The organism is Roseateles sp. (assembly GCF_036404855.1).
Taxonomy (GTDB): domain Bacteria; phylum Pseudomonadota; class Gammaproteobacteria; order Burkholderiales; family Burkholderiaceae_C; genus Pelomonas.
The window spans coordinates 1-16,223 of the sequence record NZ_DASWYS010000227.1 but is presented as its reverse complement, the minus strand read 5'-3'; the positions used below and the strand labels follow the sequence as shown (position 1 = coordinate 16,223).

At 68.2% G+C, this 16,223-nt stretch carries 23 protein-coding genes; 22 read left to right on the top strand and 1 reads right to left on the bottom strand.

The features are described 5' to 3' along the window. From VGF12_RS15190 to VGF12_RS15125, 14 genes are all read left to right on the top strand, one after another. The coding region (locus VGF12_RS15190) for a FliH/SctL family protein (RefSeq protein ID WP_331176884.1) at positions 1 to 392 on the top strand (392 nt) is incomplete at its 5' end. After that, the gene (fliI, locus tag VGF12_RS15185) at positions 389 to 1,699 is read left to right on the top strand and encodes a flagellar protein export ATPase FliI (RefSeq protein ID WP_331176883.1); all 1,311 of its coding nucleotides are present in this window, start codon (positions 389 to 391) and stop codon (positions 1,697 to 1,699) included. The genes VGF12_RS15190 and fliI, both read left to right, overlap by 4 nt. Continuing rightward, entirely contained in the window at positions 1,696 to 2,124 is a 429-nt protein-coding gene (locus VGF12_RS15180; protein ID WP_331176882.1) for a flagellar export protein FliJ, read from the top strand. Before fliI ends, VGF12_RS15180 begins: the two co-directional genes overlap by 4 nt. A gap of 76 nt (positions 2,125 to 2,200) precedes the next feature. After that, positions 2,201 to 3,577, top strand: coding sequence for a flagellar filament capping protein FliD (gene fliD / locus VGF12_RS15175; protein WP_331176881.1), 1,377 nt, complete (start codon positions 2,201 to 2,203; stop codon positions 3,575 to 3,577). 2 nt (positions 3,578 to 3,579) lie between these two features. Beyond that, entirely contained in the window at positions 3,580 to 3,966 is a 387-nt protein-coding gene (gene fliS, locus VGF12_RS15170; RefSeq protein WP_331176880.1) for a flagellar export chaperone FliS, read from the top strand. Positions 3,967 to 3,970: 4 nt separating this feature from the next. Next, the gene (locus VGF12_RS15165; RefSeq protein WP_331176879.1) at positions 3,971 to 4,273 is read left to right on the top strand and encodes a hypothetical protein; all 303 of its coding nucleotides are present in this window, start codon (positions 3,971 to 3,973) and stop codon (positions 4,271 to 4,273) included. Next, a complete protein-coding gene (locus tag VGF12_RS15160; protein WP_331176878.1) occupies positions 4,270 to 5,397 on the top strand; it encodes a flagellar hook-length control protein FliK in 1,128 nt (375 codons plus the stop codon). The genes VGF12_RS15165 and VGF12_RS15160 overlap by 4 nt, the downstream gene beginning before the upstream one ends. Before the next feature lie 28 nt (positions 5,398 to 5,425). Further along, complete coding sequence (locus tag VGF12_RS15155) at positions 5,426 to 5,902, top strand: flagellar basal body protein (RefSeq protein WP_331176877.1); 477 nt, start codon at positions 5,426 to 5,428, stop codon at positions 5,900 to 5,902. An 11-nt stretch (positions 5,903 to 5,913) separates the two neighbouring features. After that, the gene (locus tag VGF12_RS15150; RefSeq protein WP_331176876.1) at positions 5,914 to 6,630 is read left to right on the top strand and encodes a FliA/WhiG family RNA polymerase sigma factor; all 717 of its coding nucleotides are present in this window, start codon (positions 5,914 to 5,916) and stop codon (positions 6,628 to 6,630) included. A gap of 17 nt (positions 6,631 to 6,647) precedes the next feature. Continuing rightward, positions 6,648 to 7,580, top strand: coding sequence for a flagellar motor stator protein MotA (gene motA / locus VGF12_RS15145; protein WP_331176875.1), 933 nt, complete (start codon positions 6,648 to 6,650; stop codon positions 7,578 to 7,580). Continuing rightward, positions 7,570 to 8,589, top strand: coding sequence for a flagellar motor protein MotB (locus tag VGF12_RS15140; protein ID WP_331176874.1), 1,020 nt, complete (start codon positions 7,570 to 7,572; stop codon positions 8,587 to 8,589). The genes motA and VGF12_RS15140 overlap by 11 nt, the downstream gene beginning before the upstream one ends. Positions 8,590 to 8,622: 33 nt before the next feature. After that, the gene (flgM, locus tag VGF12_RS15135) at positions 8,623 to 8,910 is read left to right on the top strand and encodes a flagellar biosynthesis anti-sigma factor FlgM (RefSeq protein WP_331176873.1); all 288 of its coding nucleotides are present in this window, start codon (positions 8,623 to 8,625) and stop codon (positions 8,908 to 8,910) included. After that, positions 8,907 to 9,338 carry a flagellar export chaperone FlgN gene (flgN, locus tag VGF12_RS15130; RefSeq protein WP_331176872.1) on the top strand — a complete coding sequence of 144 codons (432 nt, stop codon included), beginning with the start codon at positions 8,907 to 8,909 and terminating at the stop codon, positions 9,336 to 9,338. Before flgM ends, flgN begins: the two co-directional genes overlap by 4 nt. Beyond that, complete coding sequence (locus VGF12_RS15125) at positions 9,325 to 10,005, top strand: glucosaminidase domain-containing protein (protein ID WP_331176871.1); 681 nt, start codon at positions 9,325 to 9,327, stop codon at positions 10,003 to 10,005. Before flgN ends, VGF12_RS15125 begins: the two co-directional genes overlap by 14 nt. 2 nt (positions 10,006 to 10,007) lie before the next feature. On the opposite strand, the gene flgA is transcribed toward VGF12_RS15125, so the two are convergent. Then, positions 10,008 to 10,673: a flagellar basal body P-ring formation chaperone FlgA gene (gene flgA, locus VGF12_RS15120; RefSeq protein WP_331176870.1), complete on the bottom strand. Its 666-nt coding sequence runs from the start codon at positions 10,671 to 10,673 to the stop codon at positions 10,008 to 10,010. Positions 10,674 to 10,695: 22 nt separating this feature from the next. On the opposite strand from flgA, the gene flgB reads away from it, so the two are divergent. The 8 genes from flgB to VGF12_RS15080 form a co-directional block, all read left to right on the top strand. After that, positions 10,696 to 11,058: a flagellar basal body rod protein FlgB gene (gene flgB, locus VGF12_RS15115; RefSeq protein WP_331176869.1), complete on the top strand. Its 363-nt coding sequence runs from the start codon at positions 10,696 to 10,698 to the stop codon at positions 11,056 to 11,058. Positions 11,059 to 11,078: 20 nt separating this feature from the next. Further along, on the top strand, positions 11,079 to 11,504 hold the full coding sequence (gene flgC / locus VGF12_RS15110) for a flagellar basal body rod protein FlgC (protein WP_331176868.1): 426 nt from the start codon (positions 11,079 to 11,081) through the stop codon (positions 11,502 to 11,504). 2 nt (positions 11,505 to 11,506) lie between these two features. Further along, on the top strand, positions 11,507 to 12,187 hold the full coding sequence (locus tag VGF12_RS15105; RefSeq protein ID WP_331176867.1) for a flagellar hook capping FlgD N-terminal domain-containing protein: 681 nt from the start codon (positions 11,507 to 11,509) through the stop codon (positions 12,185 to 12,187). A gap of 34 nt (positions 12,188 to 12,221) precedes the next feature. Beyond that, a complete protein-coding gene (locus VGF12_RS15100) occupies positions 12,222 to 13,427 on the top strand; it encodes a flagellar hook-basal body complex protein (RefSeq protein WP_331176866.1) in 1,206 nt (401 codons plus the stop codon). 12 nt (positions 13,428 to 13,439) lie between these two features. Continuing rightward, positions 13,440 to 14,177, top strand: coding sequence for a flagellar basal body rod protein FlgF (locus VGF12_RS15095; RefSeq protein WP_331176865.1), 738 nt, complete (start codon positions 13,440 to 13,442; stop codon positions 14,175 to 14,177). A gap of 20 nt (positions 14,178 to 14,197) precedes the next feature. Continuing rightward, entirely contained in the window at positions 14,198 to 14,986 is a 789-nt protein-coding gene (gene flgG, locus VGF12_RS15090) for a flagellar basal-body rod protein FlgG (protein WP_331176864.1), read from the top strand. Position 14,987: 1 nt separating this feature from the next. Next, positions 14,988 to 15,638 carry a flagellar basal body L-ring protein FlgH gene (locus VGF12_RS15085; protein WP_331176863.1) on the top strand — a complete coding sequence of 217 codons (651 nt, stop codon included), beginning with the start codon at positions 14,988 to 14,990 and terminating at the stop codon, positions 15,636 to 15,638. An 11-nt stretch (positions 15,639 to 15,649) separates the two neighbouring features. Next, positions 15,650 to 16,223: flagellar basal body P-ring protein FlgI (locus VGF12_RS15080; RefSeq protein ID WP_331176862.1), on the top strand; the 574-nt coding region annotated here is incomplete at its 3' end.

Sequence of the window (16,223 nt, the reverse complement as noted above, 5' to 3'; positions counted from 1 at the left end):
TGCACCAGTTGCAGGCGGACTACCAGTCGGCGCTGCGCAAGGAAGTGGTGGACCTGGTCGAGAAGGTCGCGCGCCAGGTCATTCGCGCCGAACTGACGCTGCAGCCGACACAGTTGCTGGCCCTGGTTGACGAGACACTGGCCAGCATGCCGGTGCGCCGCGAAGGCGTGGAAGTTTTCCTGAACCCCGAGGACTTGCGCCGCATCCAGGACCTCGCGCCCGAGCGCGCCCAGGCCTGGACGCTGCTGCCCGACGCAAAGCTGGAAAGCGGCGAATGCCGGCTGCTGGCCGGCGGGCATGAGGCGGATGCCGGCTGCCGCCAGCGCCTGGAAGCCTGCATGGACCAGGTCAAGACCCAGATGCTGGATCCGACCGCGGAGAACGCGCCATGATCGCCGCCGCGCTGCGCAAGGTCGAGCTGGGCGAAGTGCCGGTGGCCACGCCCACTGGCCGGCTGGTGGGGGCCTCCGGGCTGCTGCTGGAAAGCGTCGGCTGCGCGCTGCGCACCGGCCAGCGCTGCATGATCGAAGGCGCTGGCGACGAATGGATCGCGGCGCAGGTGGTGGGCTTCCGCGAAGAGGTCTCCTACCTGATGCCGTTCAAGAAGCCCGAGGGCCTGAGCACCGGCGCGCGCGTGCTGCCCGCACCGGAGCAACGCACTTCCATGATCGGCCCGGCCTGGCTGGGCCGCATCGTGAATGGGCTGGGCGAGCCCATCGACGGCCTGGGCCGGCTGACGGGCGAGCACCCGCTGCCCAGTCGCCCTCCCAAGGTCAATCCGCTGAAGAAGACGCCGGTGCACGAGCCGCTGGACGTGGGCGTGCGTGCCATCAATGGTCTGCTGACGCTGGGGCGGGGACAGCGCGTCGGCCTGATGGCCGGCTCGGGCGTGGGAAAGAGCGTGCTGCTGGGCCTGATCACTCGCCAGACCGTCGCCGACGTGGTGGTGGTGGGGCTGATCGGCGAACGCGGTCGTGAGGTGCGCGAGTTCATCGACCTGAGCCTGGGCGAGGCGGGCCTGGCGCGCGCGGTCGTCGTGGTGGCGCCGGCCGACGAGTCGCCGCTGATGCGCATGCGTGCCACCGAGCTGTGCCACACCATCGCAGCCCATTACCGTGACCAGGGGCAGCATGTGTTGCTGCTGGTCGACTCGCTGACTCGCTACGCGATGGCCAAACGCGAGGTGGCACTGGCACTCGGAGAGCCGCCGGCCACGCGCGGCTACCCGCCATCGGTGTTCTCGGTGCTGCCCGAACTGGTGGAGAGCGCCGGCAACGGCGAGAACCCGCAAGGCAGCATGAGCGCCATCTACACCGTGCTGGCAGAGGGTGATGACCAGCAGGATCCGGTGGTGGACACCGCGCGGGCCATCCTTGACGGCCACATCGTGCTGTCGCGCGCGCTGGCCGAGCGCGGTCACTATCCCGCCATCGACGTGTCGCAGTCCATCAGCCGATGCATGGCTCTGGTGGCGGCCAAGGAGCACCAGCAGGCCGCGCGCGAGCTCAAGGCGCTGGCGGCCAAGTTCGAGCAGGTGCGCGAGCTGATGCCGTTGGGCGCCTACGTGCCTGGCGCTGACCCACAGACTGACCGCGCTGTGCGGTTGTTCCCCCAGATCGAGGCCTTCCTGCACCAGGGCGTCAGCGAGCCAGCCCGGCTGGACGAGACCTTGCAGCGCCTCGCGGAGATCGTGCAATGAAGCAACTGCAGCTGAATCTGCGCCGCCTCGTCGACCTGCGTGGTCGCGAGCTGGAGCGTCACCAGGCCGAGTTGGCCACGAAGGAGCAGCTGCGCGCGCGCAGCGCGGCCGCCGTCCAGCGACTGGAGGCGCTGAACGCGCAGCTGGGCGCCACCGGCGTTTCCTCCCCCAGCCTGGCCGTCAATGGTGCTGACTACAAGCAGGCCGTCATGCAGTGGGCCGACCAGCAGCGCCAGAACCTCGCCGTCCATGAGGCCGACGTGGCCGCCCAGCGCCAGGCCGTGCTGGCCGTGGCGCGCAAGCAGGAGGCTGTCGGCCAACTGCTGGATCGCGTGGGCGTCCGCTTGCGGGTCGAGGACGAGCGGCGCCAGCAGAAGGGCCAGGACGAACTGGCGGGCCAGGTCTGGCATCGGGGGCAGGCATGAAGGACTTTCTTAAGTTGTCGGCCGCGTGCGTCGTCTTTCCCGGTGGTAGTCCCATCCCCGTCCTGAGGAGCAGCTGATGACCACCACGACCTACGACCCGACGAGCACCGCCACTTCGCTGGCCAAGGCCTACACCTCGGCCGCACAGTCGCTGATTGACACGCAGAAGACCACTGCGACGACCACTTCCAGCGCCCTGAGCAAGCTTCAGAGCGCGCTGTCGAGCTTCCAGACTGCACTGGGCTCGCTCAGTTCCGTCTCCAGCAGCAGCAGCCTGCTGAAGATGAGCGCCACGTCGTCCGACACCGCCGTTGCCAGCGCCACGGCCAGCGGCAAGGCTTCGCCGGGCAGCTACTCGCTCTTCGTCGAGCAGCTGGCAAGCAATCAGCAGATCGCCTTCCAGGACCTGCCGGCTACGACGGCCAATGCCGCCGGAAAGATCTCGCTGTCGCTGGGTAACGGCGACAGCTTCGACGTCGACCTCGCCGTGGCCGACGTGGACGGCAACGGCACGCTGTCCTATGTCGAGATCGCCCGCGCCGTGAACGGCGCCAGCGGCAACCAGGGCAAAGTTACCGCCATGGTGAGCACCGTCAATGGCAAATCCAGCCTGGTGTTCAGCTCGGGCGTGGGCGGCAGCGACGGGGAGATCAGCGTCAGCGCCGATAGCAACGTCGACGCGACGCTGGCTGCCGTGCTGAACGGTCCGCCCAAGGAGCTGGTGGCCGCGCGCAACGCCGTCGTCTGGCTGGGTGCCCAGGGTACCGGCCTGAAGATCGAGCAGAACAGCAACACCATCACCGCCATCGACGGCGTGACGCTGACGCTGAAGGCCGCCCAGGCTGCCGGCAGTGCGCCGATGACGTTGACCGTGGCGCAGGACACCAGCGCCACCAAGGACAACATCACCGGTTTCGTGAATGCCTACAACACGTTGCGCAGCACGCTGGACAGCCTGCTGAAGAGCGGTGGCGAGGGCAGCACGGCTGGCCCGCTGGCCGGCGACTCCAGCCTGAAGTCGCTGCGTGACCGCCTCGCCGGCCTGATGCGCCAGGACGTCGGCGGCGTGAACCTGCGTACCCTGGGCTTCTCGCTGGATCGCGCCGGCAAGCTCAGCCTGGACGGCGACAAGCTCTCCAAGGCACTGACCACCGCGCCCGAGGCACTGGACAACTTCCTCGGCAAGGCCACATTGACCAGCCGCAGCGGCCTGCTGGGCAGCCTCGCCAACGCCACCGAACAGTGGACCAGCAGCACCGGCGGCCTGCTGAAGAAGCGCCAGGACGCCCTCACCACCCAACAGCGCGCGCTGAACGACCGCCAGACCCGACTCGATGCGCGGTTCGATCAGATGTACGAGCGCTACCTGAAGCAGTTCTCCGCCCTGCAGGCCATGCAGGAGCAGATGTCCCAGACCTCCGGGCTTCTGGACAGTCTTTTCTCATCCAAGTAGTCATGACCTACGACGCCTATCAAAGCTACCAGTCCGTCAACCTGAAGGCCCAGACCGCGCAGGCATCGCCGGTGCAGCTCGTGCTGGTGCTGATGGACGGCTTGCTCGACGAGCTGGCGCGCGCGCGCGGCCACATTGAGGCACGCCGTTTCGAGCTCAAGGCGGCCAGCTTGGAGAAGTGCGTCGGCATCATCAACGGCCTGTCCAGCGCGCTGGACATGGAAGCGGGCGGCGAGGTCGTGAACAACCTCGCCCGCCTCTACGACTACTGTGCCGAGCGCCTGTACCGTGCCGGCGTGGAGCTCGATGTGTCCATCGTCGACGAGGTCCGCAACCTGCTGGGCCAGATTCGCGATGGCTGGCAGGGCGTGCAGGCCCGCCATGGATAAAGCTATGCAGCTGCTGCGCCTCGCCCAAGGCCTGCGTCAGGCCGGTCGCCACCGCGACTGGCGGGCGTTGCAGCGCCTGGACGTCGATGTGGGCGCTGCCTTGCGCGACTGGGCGCCGTCCGTTGCGCCCAGCGAGCTGGAGCGCAAGGCCCTGACCGCCCTCGGCGAGGCCCATGCCGAAGCACGCCAGCTCTGCCGCGACGAGATGCAGTCGCTTGAACAGACCCTGAATCAGATGCGCGAGGGCCGCGAACGCTGGAGCGCCTATGCCGCCCACGGCGGCCAGCAGTTGGAGGACCAGTCATGAACACCGCAGCCCTGCTGTCCACGCCCGCCGCCGCGGCTCGTCCGCAGCGCGGCGTGCTGACCGTGGCCGACGCCGCCGCCGAGCCGGCGCTGCCCTCGGATGACGGTTTCGCCGCGCTGGTGGCCAGCCTGGATGTCGATGCCGAGCAGAGTGCCCCGGCGCTGCCGCTGCCCGTCGCGCAGCCCACCGAGGCGCTGTCCACCGACGAAACCTCCGAAGGTCCCGAGCCCGTCGACCCGCAATCCGCGTTTGCGTTGGCTGCGCTGGGGCTGCTGACGTTGCCGGCGGCTGCGCAACCCGCAGTCGCCATGGCGGGCGTAGCTGCCGAGGCCGACGCACCCGCCTCCGAGCCCGCATTGCCCGCGGTGCTGGCGCCGGTTGCCTTGCCCGCCGAACCGCGGTCGGCGCCGGCAGCGGTTTCGCAGGCCCTGCCGTTGCCCCAGTCGGCACCGGCGGGTGCTGACGCCGAGACGGCCGCGGCCGCCGCGCCGGCCATCGCTGCAACGGCGAAGGCGGCCGAGCCCGCTCCCGAGACGGATGAAACGACCGGCGCCTTGCCGCAGAAGGTCGAGCGTGGCAGCGCCGGCAGCGAAATGCCCGCTGCTGCCCCCGCGGCCGCGCCGCTGCGCCCGGTCGCCGCGCCGGCCTTGACGCCGCCCACCGTCGCACTGAAGGGCGAGGCCACCCAATGGCAGCAGCCGCTGCTGCAGGCGTTGGGCGACCGGCTGCAACTGCAGATCGCGACGCGCAGCGACCAGGCCGTCATCCGGCTGGAGCCGCCCATGCTCGGCCGCGTCGAGATCGCGATCCGCCAGCAGGCCGGCGAGCTGCAGGTGCGCATCGCCGCCAGCCACGATGAAGTCACGCGCCAGATCCAGCAGGTCAGTGAGCCGCTGCGCCAGAGTCTGGTCCAGCGCCATGTCGGCGAAGTCAGCGTGCAGGTGGCACAGAGTGCTGCCGGCCGCGAGGCGGACGCCCGCGGCGGCACCCAGCAGCAGGCCGCGCGCGATGGCCAGCAGCAGGAACGCCAGGAACAGCAGCAGCAGCAGCGTCGCCCGGGGCGCGGCCTGGACGGTGGGGACGCGACCAGCTTCGCGGCCGACCTCGCGTCCATGAAGGCCTGATCCGCACCTAGCGAACGGAAGCAAGACCATGAAGCAGAAATTCAAACTGATTGCCGTGATCGCGCTGGTCGGCCTGCTGGCCGCGGCCGCCGCGGGCGGGGCCGTCTGGTGGGCCATGGGTGCCCGGGCCGCGCAGGGTGACCAGGCGGAGGCTGCGGCCCCTGTCGACGACGGCAAGCCCGCGCCCGACTACAAGTACGTCACGCTTGAGAAGGTGCTGGTGATGATGCGCAGCGACGAAGGAGCCAGCGTGCCGCACTACATGGCGATGGACGTGGTGTTCAAGACCCTGCCCGACCAGGAGAAGCGCGCCAAAGAGCACCTGCCGCTGCTGCGCACCGTGGCTGTGAAGGCCTTGTCGGCCTACACGCTGGAGCGTGCACGCGCCATGACGGTGCCCGAGTTCGCCGAGGCGCTGAACCAGGCCTACCGCGACAGCTACGCGGCCGAGCGGCGCGAGGCGCCGTTCGCCGAGGCGATGATCGGCAAGCTCATCATCGAGTGACGGTATCGCCCATGCACGCCGCCGCCTATGCCGAGTACGCCCAGCCAGGCACCAGCCTGTTGGGGCCGGACTTCGAGCGCACCCAGCTGCGCCAGTACGCGCCGCTGGTCAAGCGCATCGTGCGTCAGCTCGGCACCCAGGCCAGCGCCGTGATGGACCGCGAGGACATGGAGCAGATCGGCCTGATGGGCCTGCTGGAGGCGCTGCGCCGCTATGGCCAGCCTGACGAGGCTTTCGGTGCCTTTGCGGCGCTGCGCGTGCGCGGCGCCATCCTTGACGAGCTGCGCCGCCAAGACTGGCGGCCGCGTTCGGTGCGCCAGGAGAGCCACAGGCTGCGCGACGCATTGCGCGCGCTGACACGCAAGCTGGGCCGCGAGCCGACAGAGGCCGAGATCCTGAGCAACCTCAAGATCACGCCGCAGGCCTACCAGGCCTTCCAGCAGGACGAGGTGGCCGAGGAGCTGGCCAGCTTCGACGAGATGGTGGCCGAGCTGAGCAACCTGCCCAGCGACGCGCGCACGCCCGAGGCCCAGCTGATGGTCACGCGCTCACTGACCCAGGCGCTGCAGAGCCTCAACGAGCGCGAGCAGAAGGTCATCCAGCTCTATTACGAATTCGACGCCAGCCTGAAGGAGATCGCCGCGGTGCTCGATCTCACCGAGGCGCGCGTCTCCCAGATCAACAAGGCTGCGCTCGGGAAGATGAAAGCCTTCCTGCAGCAGGCCTGAAGCCGAGGACGAAACCCATGCAGCCTTTTATCGGAATCCTCATCGTCATCGGATGCGTCTTCGGCGGCTTCCTGATCCACGGCGGCAACTTCGCCGTGATCTGGCAGCCCGTCGAGTTGCTGATCATCCTGGGCGCGGGCTTCGGCGCCATCCTGCTGGGCAATCCCAAGCACGTGCTGTCGGAGATGGTGCTGCAACTGCGCAAGGTGGTCGCGCGCCGCAAGGACGGCGAGGAGTTCCAGCGCCAGTTGCTGCTGCTGATGTATGAGCTGCTGCAAACGGCTGCGGGTGGTCTGAAGGCTTTGGACGCGCACGTCGAGGCCCCGGAAGAGAGTCCGCTGTTCAAGCGCTACCCGCTGATCCTGGATGAGCCGAAGCTGCTGCACTTCATCGTCGACAACTTCCGCCTGATGGCCATGGGCAAGATCAACGCTCACGAACTGGAAGGCGTGCTCGAGCAAGAGCTGGAGGCCATCCATGAGGAGCTGAGCCAGCCCGCTCGTTCTCTGGGCAAGATTGCCGAGGCGATGCCCGGCTTCGGCATCCTGGCCGCGGTGCTGGGCATCGTGACTGCGATGAGCTCCGTCGCCGAAGGCGCCGGCACCGGCGAGATCGCGCTGATGGTGGCGGCGGCCATGGTGGGCACCTTCATCGGCATCCTGTTCTGCTATGGCCTTTTCGATCCGCTGGCCAACATGATGAAACAGGTGGTCAACGAGGAGATGGCCGCGCTGGAATCCGTCAAGGTGGTGCTGGTCACGCATGTGGCCGGCAAGCCGCCGCTGCTGGCTATCGATGCCGGCCGCCGACTGGTGCAGCTCAACATCAAGCCCAGCTTCGCGCTGCTGGAAGGCTGGATCAACAAGCTGAACGATCCGGGCGAGCCGGATGAAGAGACGCCGCGTCGCCGCGCAGGCGATCGCATGTCGGGAGAACGCAGTGCAGCCTAACGGCAAGCCCGGCCGCTCGGACGGGCAGCACGCCACCGTCGTCAAGCGCGTCTCGCGCAAGGCGCACGACGAATCACATGGCGGCGCCTGGAAGGTCGCCTTTGCCGACTTCTGCCTGGCGCTGCTGTGCCTGTTCCTGGTGATGTGGCTTCTGGCCTCGCGAAACTCCGACCGCATGCAGGTCGTGCTCAAGAGTGCTGGTGCCAACCTGCTGGACGACGGCAACGGCATGACCAACTCGCTGGCCTCGGGCTCGCGCGGCAGTCTGATCGATCGCCACCCGGTGCCGGCCTACGGCGAGGCGCCTGCTCAAGGCCAGTCGCACTACAGCTACAAGGCGCCGGACAGCCCCGGCGCCGTCGCACCGGGCAGCCGCGCCACCTACGAGCGCCCGTCTGAGCTGGCTGCGCTGGCCCGCGTCATCGAGCGCGTCAGCGCGGACGAGGGCCTGGGCGGCAACCTGCGCATGGCAGTCACGCCGCAGGGCCTGCGCGTGATGCTGCACGACACCGATTCCAGCGGCATGTTCGTGCGCGGCAGCGCCGCGCCGTCGCCGCGCTTCAAGGCCTTGCTGCAAAAGCTCGGCCCGGTGTTCGCGCAGATGCGCAATCAGCTGCTCATCGTGGGCCACACCGATGCCTCGCAGTACGTGGACCGCGGCCCCAGCGCCTTCTCCAACTGGGCCCTGTCCACGCACCGCGCGATGTCGGCCCGGCTGCACCTGCTGGAAGGCGGCATGCCCGAGAACAGCGTCATGCAGGTCAGCGGCATGGCCGACAGCGCCCCGCTGGACCCGGACGACCGATTCGCCGCGGTGAACCGCCGCATCGAACTGATGATCCTGACCCCCCGCCAAACCCAGCAGCTCTCGCAGATGTTTGGCGCACCGCCGCAGAGCGTGCCCCTCGCGCCGAATGCGTCGAGCGGGCAGGGCCTGGCCGCGCTGAGCGCCGAATCTGCCGAAGCCGCGCGCGAGCTGCGCCGGGCGCTGCCCGGCGAGAAGGAGTGAGCGGCCATGCGAACCAAGACACGAGGTGACCGAATGAAGATCGTCGCGAACAACGGCCATGCCGTGGACAAGCCCGTCGCCCGCAGCGAGCAGCCGACCATTGAGAAAGCCGGCGGGGCCGCCGCCGCCGTGCTAGGCACGGCCAACGCTGAGCTCGAGTCGCGCGTGCTCGGCCCGGCCCAGGACGCTCTGGCAGCCCTGCCCGAGATCGACCAGGCCAAGGTCGATGCGCTGCGCGAGGCCCTGGCCCGCGGTGAGATCGGCTTCGATGCCGACCGCCTGGCCCGCCTGATCCAACGCTTCCACGGAGCCGGTCAGTGAAAGGCAAGAGCACCGAGGCGCTGGCAGCGCTGCTGCGCGACCTGCAGGCCGATTGCGCGGCCTACGGGCGCCTGCGCGAGCTGTTGGAGGCCCAGTTCCAGGCTGCGCTGCGCCACCAGGCCGAGCCGCTGCAGCGGCTCGCTGACGAGATCGTCATGTTGGTGGATGAGCTGGACGCCCACACCCGAGTGCGCGGCCTGCTGCTGCGCAAGTTGCTGGGTTCGCAGTGCGACGCCTCTATGAGTCGTCTGCTGTCGCGCCTGCCGCCGGCGGCGGCGCAGGCGCTGGGCGACATCTGGGCGACGCTGGAGGGCCAGGTGCGTGAATGCAAGGCTTTGAACCAGCGCAACTGCCAGCTGATCACGGAACAGCAGGCGCTGATGCGCCGCGTGATGGGCGTGGAGGAGGGGCTCTATGCTGAATCCTGACTTCCACATCGGCGGCGCAGCTGGATTTCCGGCCCTGTCGGATGCACCGCGCACCAACGGTGCCGCCGGTGGCTTTGGTGATCTCTATCGCCAGCTCAACGCCGAGGTCAACCAGTTCATCGAGCGCGGCGACGCGGCCGGCTCCCTCAGCCCAGAGGCCCAGGTGCACCGCATGCAGACTGGCCCCGTGGAGGCGCCGTCCGCTGACCAGCAGGCCTGGCTGGACCGCATCGCGCCGCTGGCCGAAGAGGCCGGCCGTGCGCTGGGCGTGGCGCCCGAGGTGTTGTCCGCGCACGCCGCGCTGGAGTCGGGCTGGGGCCAGCGACCCATCCGTACCGAAGCCGGCGCCGACAGCCACAACCTGTTCGCGCTGAAGGCCACGCCGGGCTGGCGTGGCGACGTGGCCGAGATCCAGACCACCGAATACGAGGAGGGCGTGGCCCAGTCGCGCCGAGCGGGCTTCCGCAGCTATGCCGACGCCGGCAGCGCCTTCCGCGATTTCTCGCAGTTGCTCAGCGGCAGTCCGCGCTACCAGGCTGCGCTGGGCACCGGGAGCGACGCACTGGCCTATGGCCGCGCGCTGCAGCAAGGCGGCTACGCCACCGACCCGGCCTATGCCGACAAGCTGGCCCGCGTGGCGGCCCAGATCGGCAAGGGGAGGCGTTGATGTCAGCGCACGGGTTCCACCAAGCCGGCGTCCAGCACGCGCGCCGAAATGACGCGGCCGCTGGCGCTGTTGCGCACGCGGATGACGGCATCGCGCGCGCCGGCGTCCAGTGCCTCGCCGGCGCCCTGGACCTCGATGCCCTCGCTGTGCGCCACGATGCGCACACGCTCGCCGCGGCGTACCAGTTGGGCCGGCGCGAGCTGGCGCTTCTGCAGGATCTGGCCGGCGCGCAGACTGCTGCGGGAGGCCTGGCCCAGTACGTCTTCCAGCCGGCCCAGCGCGTCACTGGCTTGGCTGATGTCGCGGCGCTGCAGCTCGACGTCGCCCTCAGTCAGGGCCTGGCCGACGGCCACGGCTTGGCGGGCTACCAGCACTTCGGCGCTGAGGCTGGCGCGCAGCACGAAGCTCTGGGCCGGCACGGTCGGGCTGCCCGGGCAGCGGGCTGCCAGGCGCAGCCGCGACAGGCTGCGGGCGTCCTGCAGCGTGATGTCCCAGCCGCCGGCGCAGGCCGGCGCGGGACGCGCGGCCTGCGGTGCGAACTGCAGTTCGGGCGCCACCCAGCCCTCGCGGTCGGCGGTGTCCAGCACGGCGCGGCGGGCCGCGTCCTGCACCTGGACCTCCAGGCTCGCGGCCAGTGTCAGCACAGGCAGGACCAGCAGTCCCCACAACAGATTTCTCGGAGAGCGAAGCATGAGCATTGATTTCAGCAAGGCCATGGGCCAGCACGCCGACGCCCTGCGCCTGCGTGCCGAGCGCACCAAGGTGCTGGCCTCGAACATCGCGAATGAAAACACGCCCGGCTACCAGGCGCGCGATGTGGATTTTGCCGCGACCTTGCGGCAGATCAACGAGGGCGGGGACGGTTTGCTCGCCGACACTGACGCTGGCGAGTTGCAGTACCGCGTGCCTTTCCATGCGGCTCAGGACGGGAACACCGTGGAGCTGGGGGTGGAGCAGGCTGCGTTCGCTCAGAACGCCCAGGACTTCGGTGCCAGCCTCACCTTCCTGAACATGAAGCTCAGGGGCCTGGCCAAGGCCATCAACGGGCAATAAGCCAGCACAGGAACACAGAGATGTCCTTCAAGCAGATCAGCCAGATCGCGGGCTCGGCCATGGCGGCCCAGACCACGCGGCTCAACACCATCGCCAGCAACCTGGCCAACGCGCAATCCGCGGCCGGTACCGAGGACGGCGCCTATCGTGCGAAGAAGCCCGTGTTCGCCGCGCTGCCCGTCAGCGGCGGCTCGGCCGGCGAACAGCTCGCCGGCAGCCGCGTGCAGGTGCTGGACGTGGTGGAGAGCGACGAGCCGCTGCGACGTGTCTACGAACCGGAGAACCCGCTGGCCAACCAGAACGGCGAGGTCTTCTATCCCAACGTCAATCCGGTCGCCGAAATGACCGACATGCTGTCCGCGTCGCGCGCCTTCGAGACCAACGTCGAGGTGCTAGGCCGGATCAAGTCCATGCAGCAGTCCCTGCTGCGCCTCGGGGAGTCCTGAACATGAGCGCCGTCAATCCCACCAATGGCAGCAACGCCGACACGGGTGCCGCCAGCAATGGCGTGGCCGCCAATGGCGGCACAGCCGAGATCTCGCAGCTGTTCACGAAGCTGCTGGTCGCGCAGATCCAGTATCAGGATCCGCTGGAACCCACGGATGCCAGTCAGTTCGTCAATCAGTTGTCGCAACTCAGCCAGGTCGAGTCGTTGCAGGCGCTGACCACGCAAACGGCCTACAACAACAGCATCCTGTCCAGCCTGCAGATGCTGAACCTGGGCAGCCAGGTCGGCAGCACGGTCCATGTCAGCGCCAGCCAGCTGCCGCTGAAAGATGCTCCCGTCGAGTTGGTCTTCACGCTGGAGAACATCGCCTCGCCGGCCACGCTGCAGTTGACCGACGCCGCAGGCCGCAAGCGCGAGATCGAGCTCGGCAATCTCGGCGTTGGCAGTCACGGCTACACGCTGGACCCCAAGGCTCTGGGGCTGGCCGAAGGTAACTACTCGGTCGCAGTGCTGAACGAGTCCAAGCAAAGCGTGACGCCCGAAGTGGTCGGTCGCATCAGCGGCGTGAGGCTGGCCAGCGACGGCAGCGCGCTGGTACAGCTTGGCAGCCTGGGCGAGTTCAATTCCCGCCTCATCACCCAGTTCAAGGGCTTGGTCGCCGACGCGACCGGGACCCACTAACCCCACCCCCCAAAGAAGCGACAAGGATCCCATCATGAGTTTTGAAATCGCACGTTCGGGCATTGCCGCGGTCAACGGTTCGCTGGAGACCATCAGCCACAACATCGCCAATACCGGCACCTACGGCTACAAGAGCAGCCGCGCCAATTTCTCGGCCATGTATGCCGGCACACACGCCAACGGCGCCGAGGTGTCGTCGGTGTCGCAGAGCATGGGCATGTCCGGCGGCGCGCTGAACACGGGGGGCGGCATGGACGCCATGATCCAGGGCAGCGGTTTCTTCGCTGTGCGCGATGCTTCCGGCGAGACGCTGTTCACCCGCGTGGGCCTGTTCAACGTGGATAAGGACGGCTACGTCGTCGACACACTGGGCCGCAAGCTGCAGGGCAACAACGCCGTGCTGGACGCCAACGGCCAGCCGGTCGCCGGTGCCGGCCTCGGCGCCTTCGGCGACCTGCGTGTCGGCAGCACCCAGGTTGGTGCCGTCGCGAGCGACAAGCTCAATCTGAACGGCAACCTGTCGGCGGACTGGACCGTGCCGGCCACCACGCCCTTCGACATGACGGACGCGACCAGCTACAACAGCTCCGTCACGTCGGTGGTCTACGACTCTCAAGGCGCCAAGCACGCGCTGAGCCAGTACTACGTGAAGACCGGCGGCAACGCCGTCAGCGTGTACTACAGCTTCGACGGCAGCGTGCCTGCCGCCGCGGGTTTCCCGATGACGTTCAACACCGACGGCACGCTCTCCAGCGCGCCGACCAACACGCTCACGTTCACGCCGACCGGTGTCGATCCCATCGCCTTGACCGTCGACTACAAGGGGACGACGCAGTACGCCGGTGACACCACGACGCTGACCAACGCCGCCAATGGCAATGCGGCCGGCACGCTGACCGGTACCAGCCTGTCGCAGGACGGCAGCGTCATCGCCACGTACAGCAACGGCAAGCAGCAGACGCTGGGCACCGTGGCGCTGGCCAACTTCGCCAATCCCTACGCGCTGCAGGCCGTCAGTGACACCAGCTGGAAGGCCACGCCCGACAGTGGTACTGCGCTGTACGCCAGGCCCGGCACGTCGATGACGGGCACGCTGTCCGTCGGCGCCGTGGAGCAATCCAACGTCGACGTCACCAGCCAGCTCGTGGACCTGATGTCCGCCCAGCGCAACTACCAGGCCAACACCAAGGTCATCTCGACTGAGAGCCAGATGATGCAGTCCTTGATGCAGGCCATCTGAGGCAGCTGAGCCATGGATGCCTTGATCTACACCGCCATGAGCGGCGCCGAGCGGGTGCTTCGTGCCCAGCAGGTGCACGCCAACAACCTGGCGAACGCCGACACGGCGGGCTTTCGCGCCAACCTGGAGGTGTCCAGCGCCCGTGCGGTGGACGGCGCCGGCTACGCCGCGCGCCACCTCAACCAGCTGGCCAGTGACGCTGTCAGCGCCCGTGAGGGCGGGCAGCGTGAGACGGGTCGCGAGCTCGACATCGCCATCCAGGGGCCCGGTCTCTTCGCCGTGCAGACGGAGCAGGGCGGCACCACCGGCGAGGCCTACACGCGTGCCGGCGGCTTCACGCTGGACTCGGATGGCCGCCTGCTGCTGGGCCAGCGCCCGGTGCTGGGTGAGGGCGGTCCGATCACGCTCCCGCCCTACGCCAAGCTGGAAGTCAGCGCCGATGGCGTTATCTCGGTGCGCAGCGGCGATGGCCCGGAACTGCAGGCCGTGGACCGCCTCAAGCTCGTCAAGCCCGATTTCAGCCAACTGCGCAAGGACGATCAAGGCCTGTTGGTGGCTCGCGATGGTGCGCCGCTGGATGCCGATCCGGCCGTGCGCGTGGCCAACGGGCGCCTGGAAGGCAGCAACGTGTCCGCAGTCGAGGAAATGGTCACGACCATGAGCCTGTCGCGCGACTTCGAAATCCAGATGCGCTTGTTCAAATCTGCAGACGGCATGGCTGAGGCTGGCAACCGCCTCATCCGCGACTAACTCACTCAAGGAGTACCACAATGAATCCCGCAATGTGGATCAGCAAGACCGGTGTGCAGGCGCAAGACGCCAAGCTGCAGGCCATTGCCAACAACCTCGCCAACGTCAACACCGTCGGCTTCAAGCGCGACCGTGTGATGTTCGAGGACCTGTTCTACCAGGTCGAGCGCCAGCCCGGCGCGCAGGGCGACGACGGCAATGCCGCGCCGGCCGGCGTGCAACTGGGCAACGGCACCCGGCTGGTGGGAACACAGAAGGTGTTCACCAACGGCAGCCTGCAGACCACGGGCCAGAGCCTGGACGTGGCCATCGTGGGTCAGGGCTTCCTGCAGGTCGCTGGCCCGAACGGTCGCGCGGCCTACACGCGCGCCGGTCAGCTCCAGGTCAACACCAATGGCCAACTGACCAATGCGCAAGGCCTGGTGCTGCAACCCGAGATCACCGTGCCGGCCAACGCGACGGCGTTGACCATCGGCGAGAACGGCGCCGTCACGGCCACGCTGGCTGGTGCAGCCACGCCCACCGAGCTGGGGCAACTGCGCCTCACAAACTTCATCAACCCGACCGGCCTTCTGGCGCTAGGCGACAACCTCTACCAGGAAACCAGCGCCAGCGGCGCGCCTGCGGAAGGTGTGCCAGGTGCGGACGGCCTGGGCAAGATCAAGCAGGGCGCGCTGGAAGGCTCCAACGTGCAGGTGGTCGAGGAGATGGTCGACATGATCGCCGCCCAGCGCACCTATGAGATGAACACCAAGGTGCTGTCCGCGGCCGACAACATGTTGCAGACCCTGGCACAGGCGGTGCGCTGACATGAAGCCGCTGCTTGCCCTTACCCTGCTGGCACTGGGTGGCTGTTCGGCTTTCGTGCCGGCGCCGCTGCCCAGCGCGGAACCGCAGGCCTTGTCGAGCGCCATGCCGGCCGCGGGCCCCGCGCGGGCACGGGCGGGCGGCGTGTTCGTGGCCGAGCGCGCCACGCCGCTGACGTCGGACACGCGCGCCTTCCGTCCTGGCGACGTGTTGACCGTGGTGCTTCAGGAGACCACCCAAGCCAGCAAGAAGGCCGACACCACGCTGGGTAAGCAGAGCAGCGCCGACTTCGCCATGGGCATTCGCAACATCGGCAGCAGCGGCAACATCGGCAGCGCGCGCGACTTCAGCGGTCGCGCCGCCAGCAGCCAGCAAAACACGCTCACCGGCGCGATCACGGTGGTCGTCGGGGAGGTGCTGCCCAACGGCCTGCTGAAGGTGCAGGGTGAGAAGAGCCTCTACATCAACCAGGGCGAAGAGCTGATCCGGCTGGGCGGCTATGTGCGCGCCTCCGACGTCGACAGCGACAACCGTGTCTCGTCCCAGCGCATCGCCAACGCCCGGATTGCCTACGCCGGCCAGGGCGACCTGGCGAACGCCAACACGCCGGGCTGGCTGACGCGCTGGTTCGTCAACCCGCTGATGCCCTTCTGAGGACCGGATCCATGAAGCACTTCTTCGCATCGGCCGCTGCCGTGCTGCTGCTGGCGATGCTGGTGCCGGCCGCGCAGGCCGCCCAGGCGCTGGGCCAGTTGGTACATGTCGAGGGCATGCGCGAGAACCAGTTGCTGGGCTACGGTCTCGTCGTGGGCCTGAATGGCAGTGGCGACAGCACCCAGGTCAAGTTCTCGGGGCAGTCGGTCAACAACCTGTTGAAGCAGTTCGGCATCAAGCAGGCGCCCAACGTTGACCCCAAGTCCAAGAACGTCGCGACCGTGATGGTCAGCGCCAGCTTCCCGAGCGGCTATAGGCGTGGTCAGACCATCGACGTGACCGTCTCGTCGCTGGGTGATGCCAAGAGCCTGCGCGGCGGCGTGCTGTTGCTGACACAACTGCAGGCGGCCGACGGCGAGGTCTACGCACTGGCACAGGGCAACCTGGTGGTCGGCGGGCTCTCCGCGCAGGGACAGAGCGGTTCCAGCGTCACGATCAACACGCCCACCACGGGCCGGATCCCCAACGGCGCCAGCGTCGAGCGCGAGATCGACAACGACCTCACGAGCAGTCCCAACGTCACGC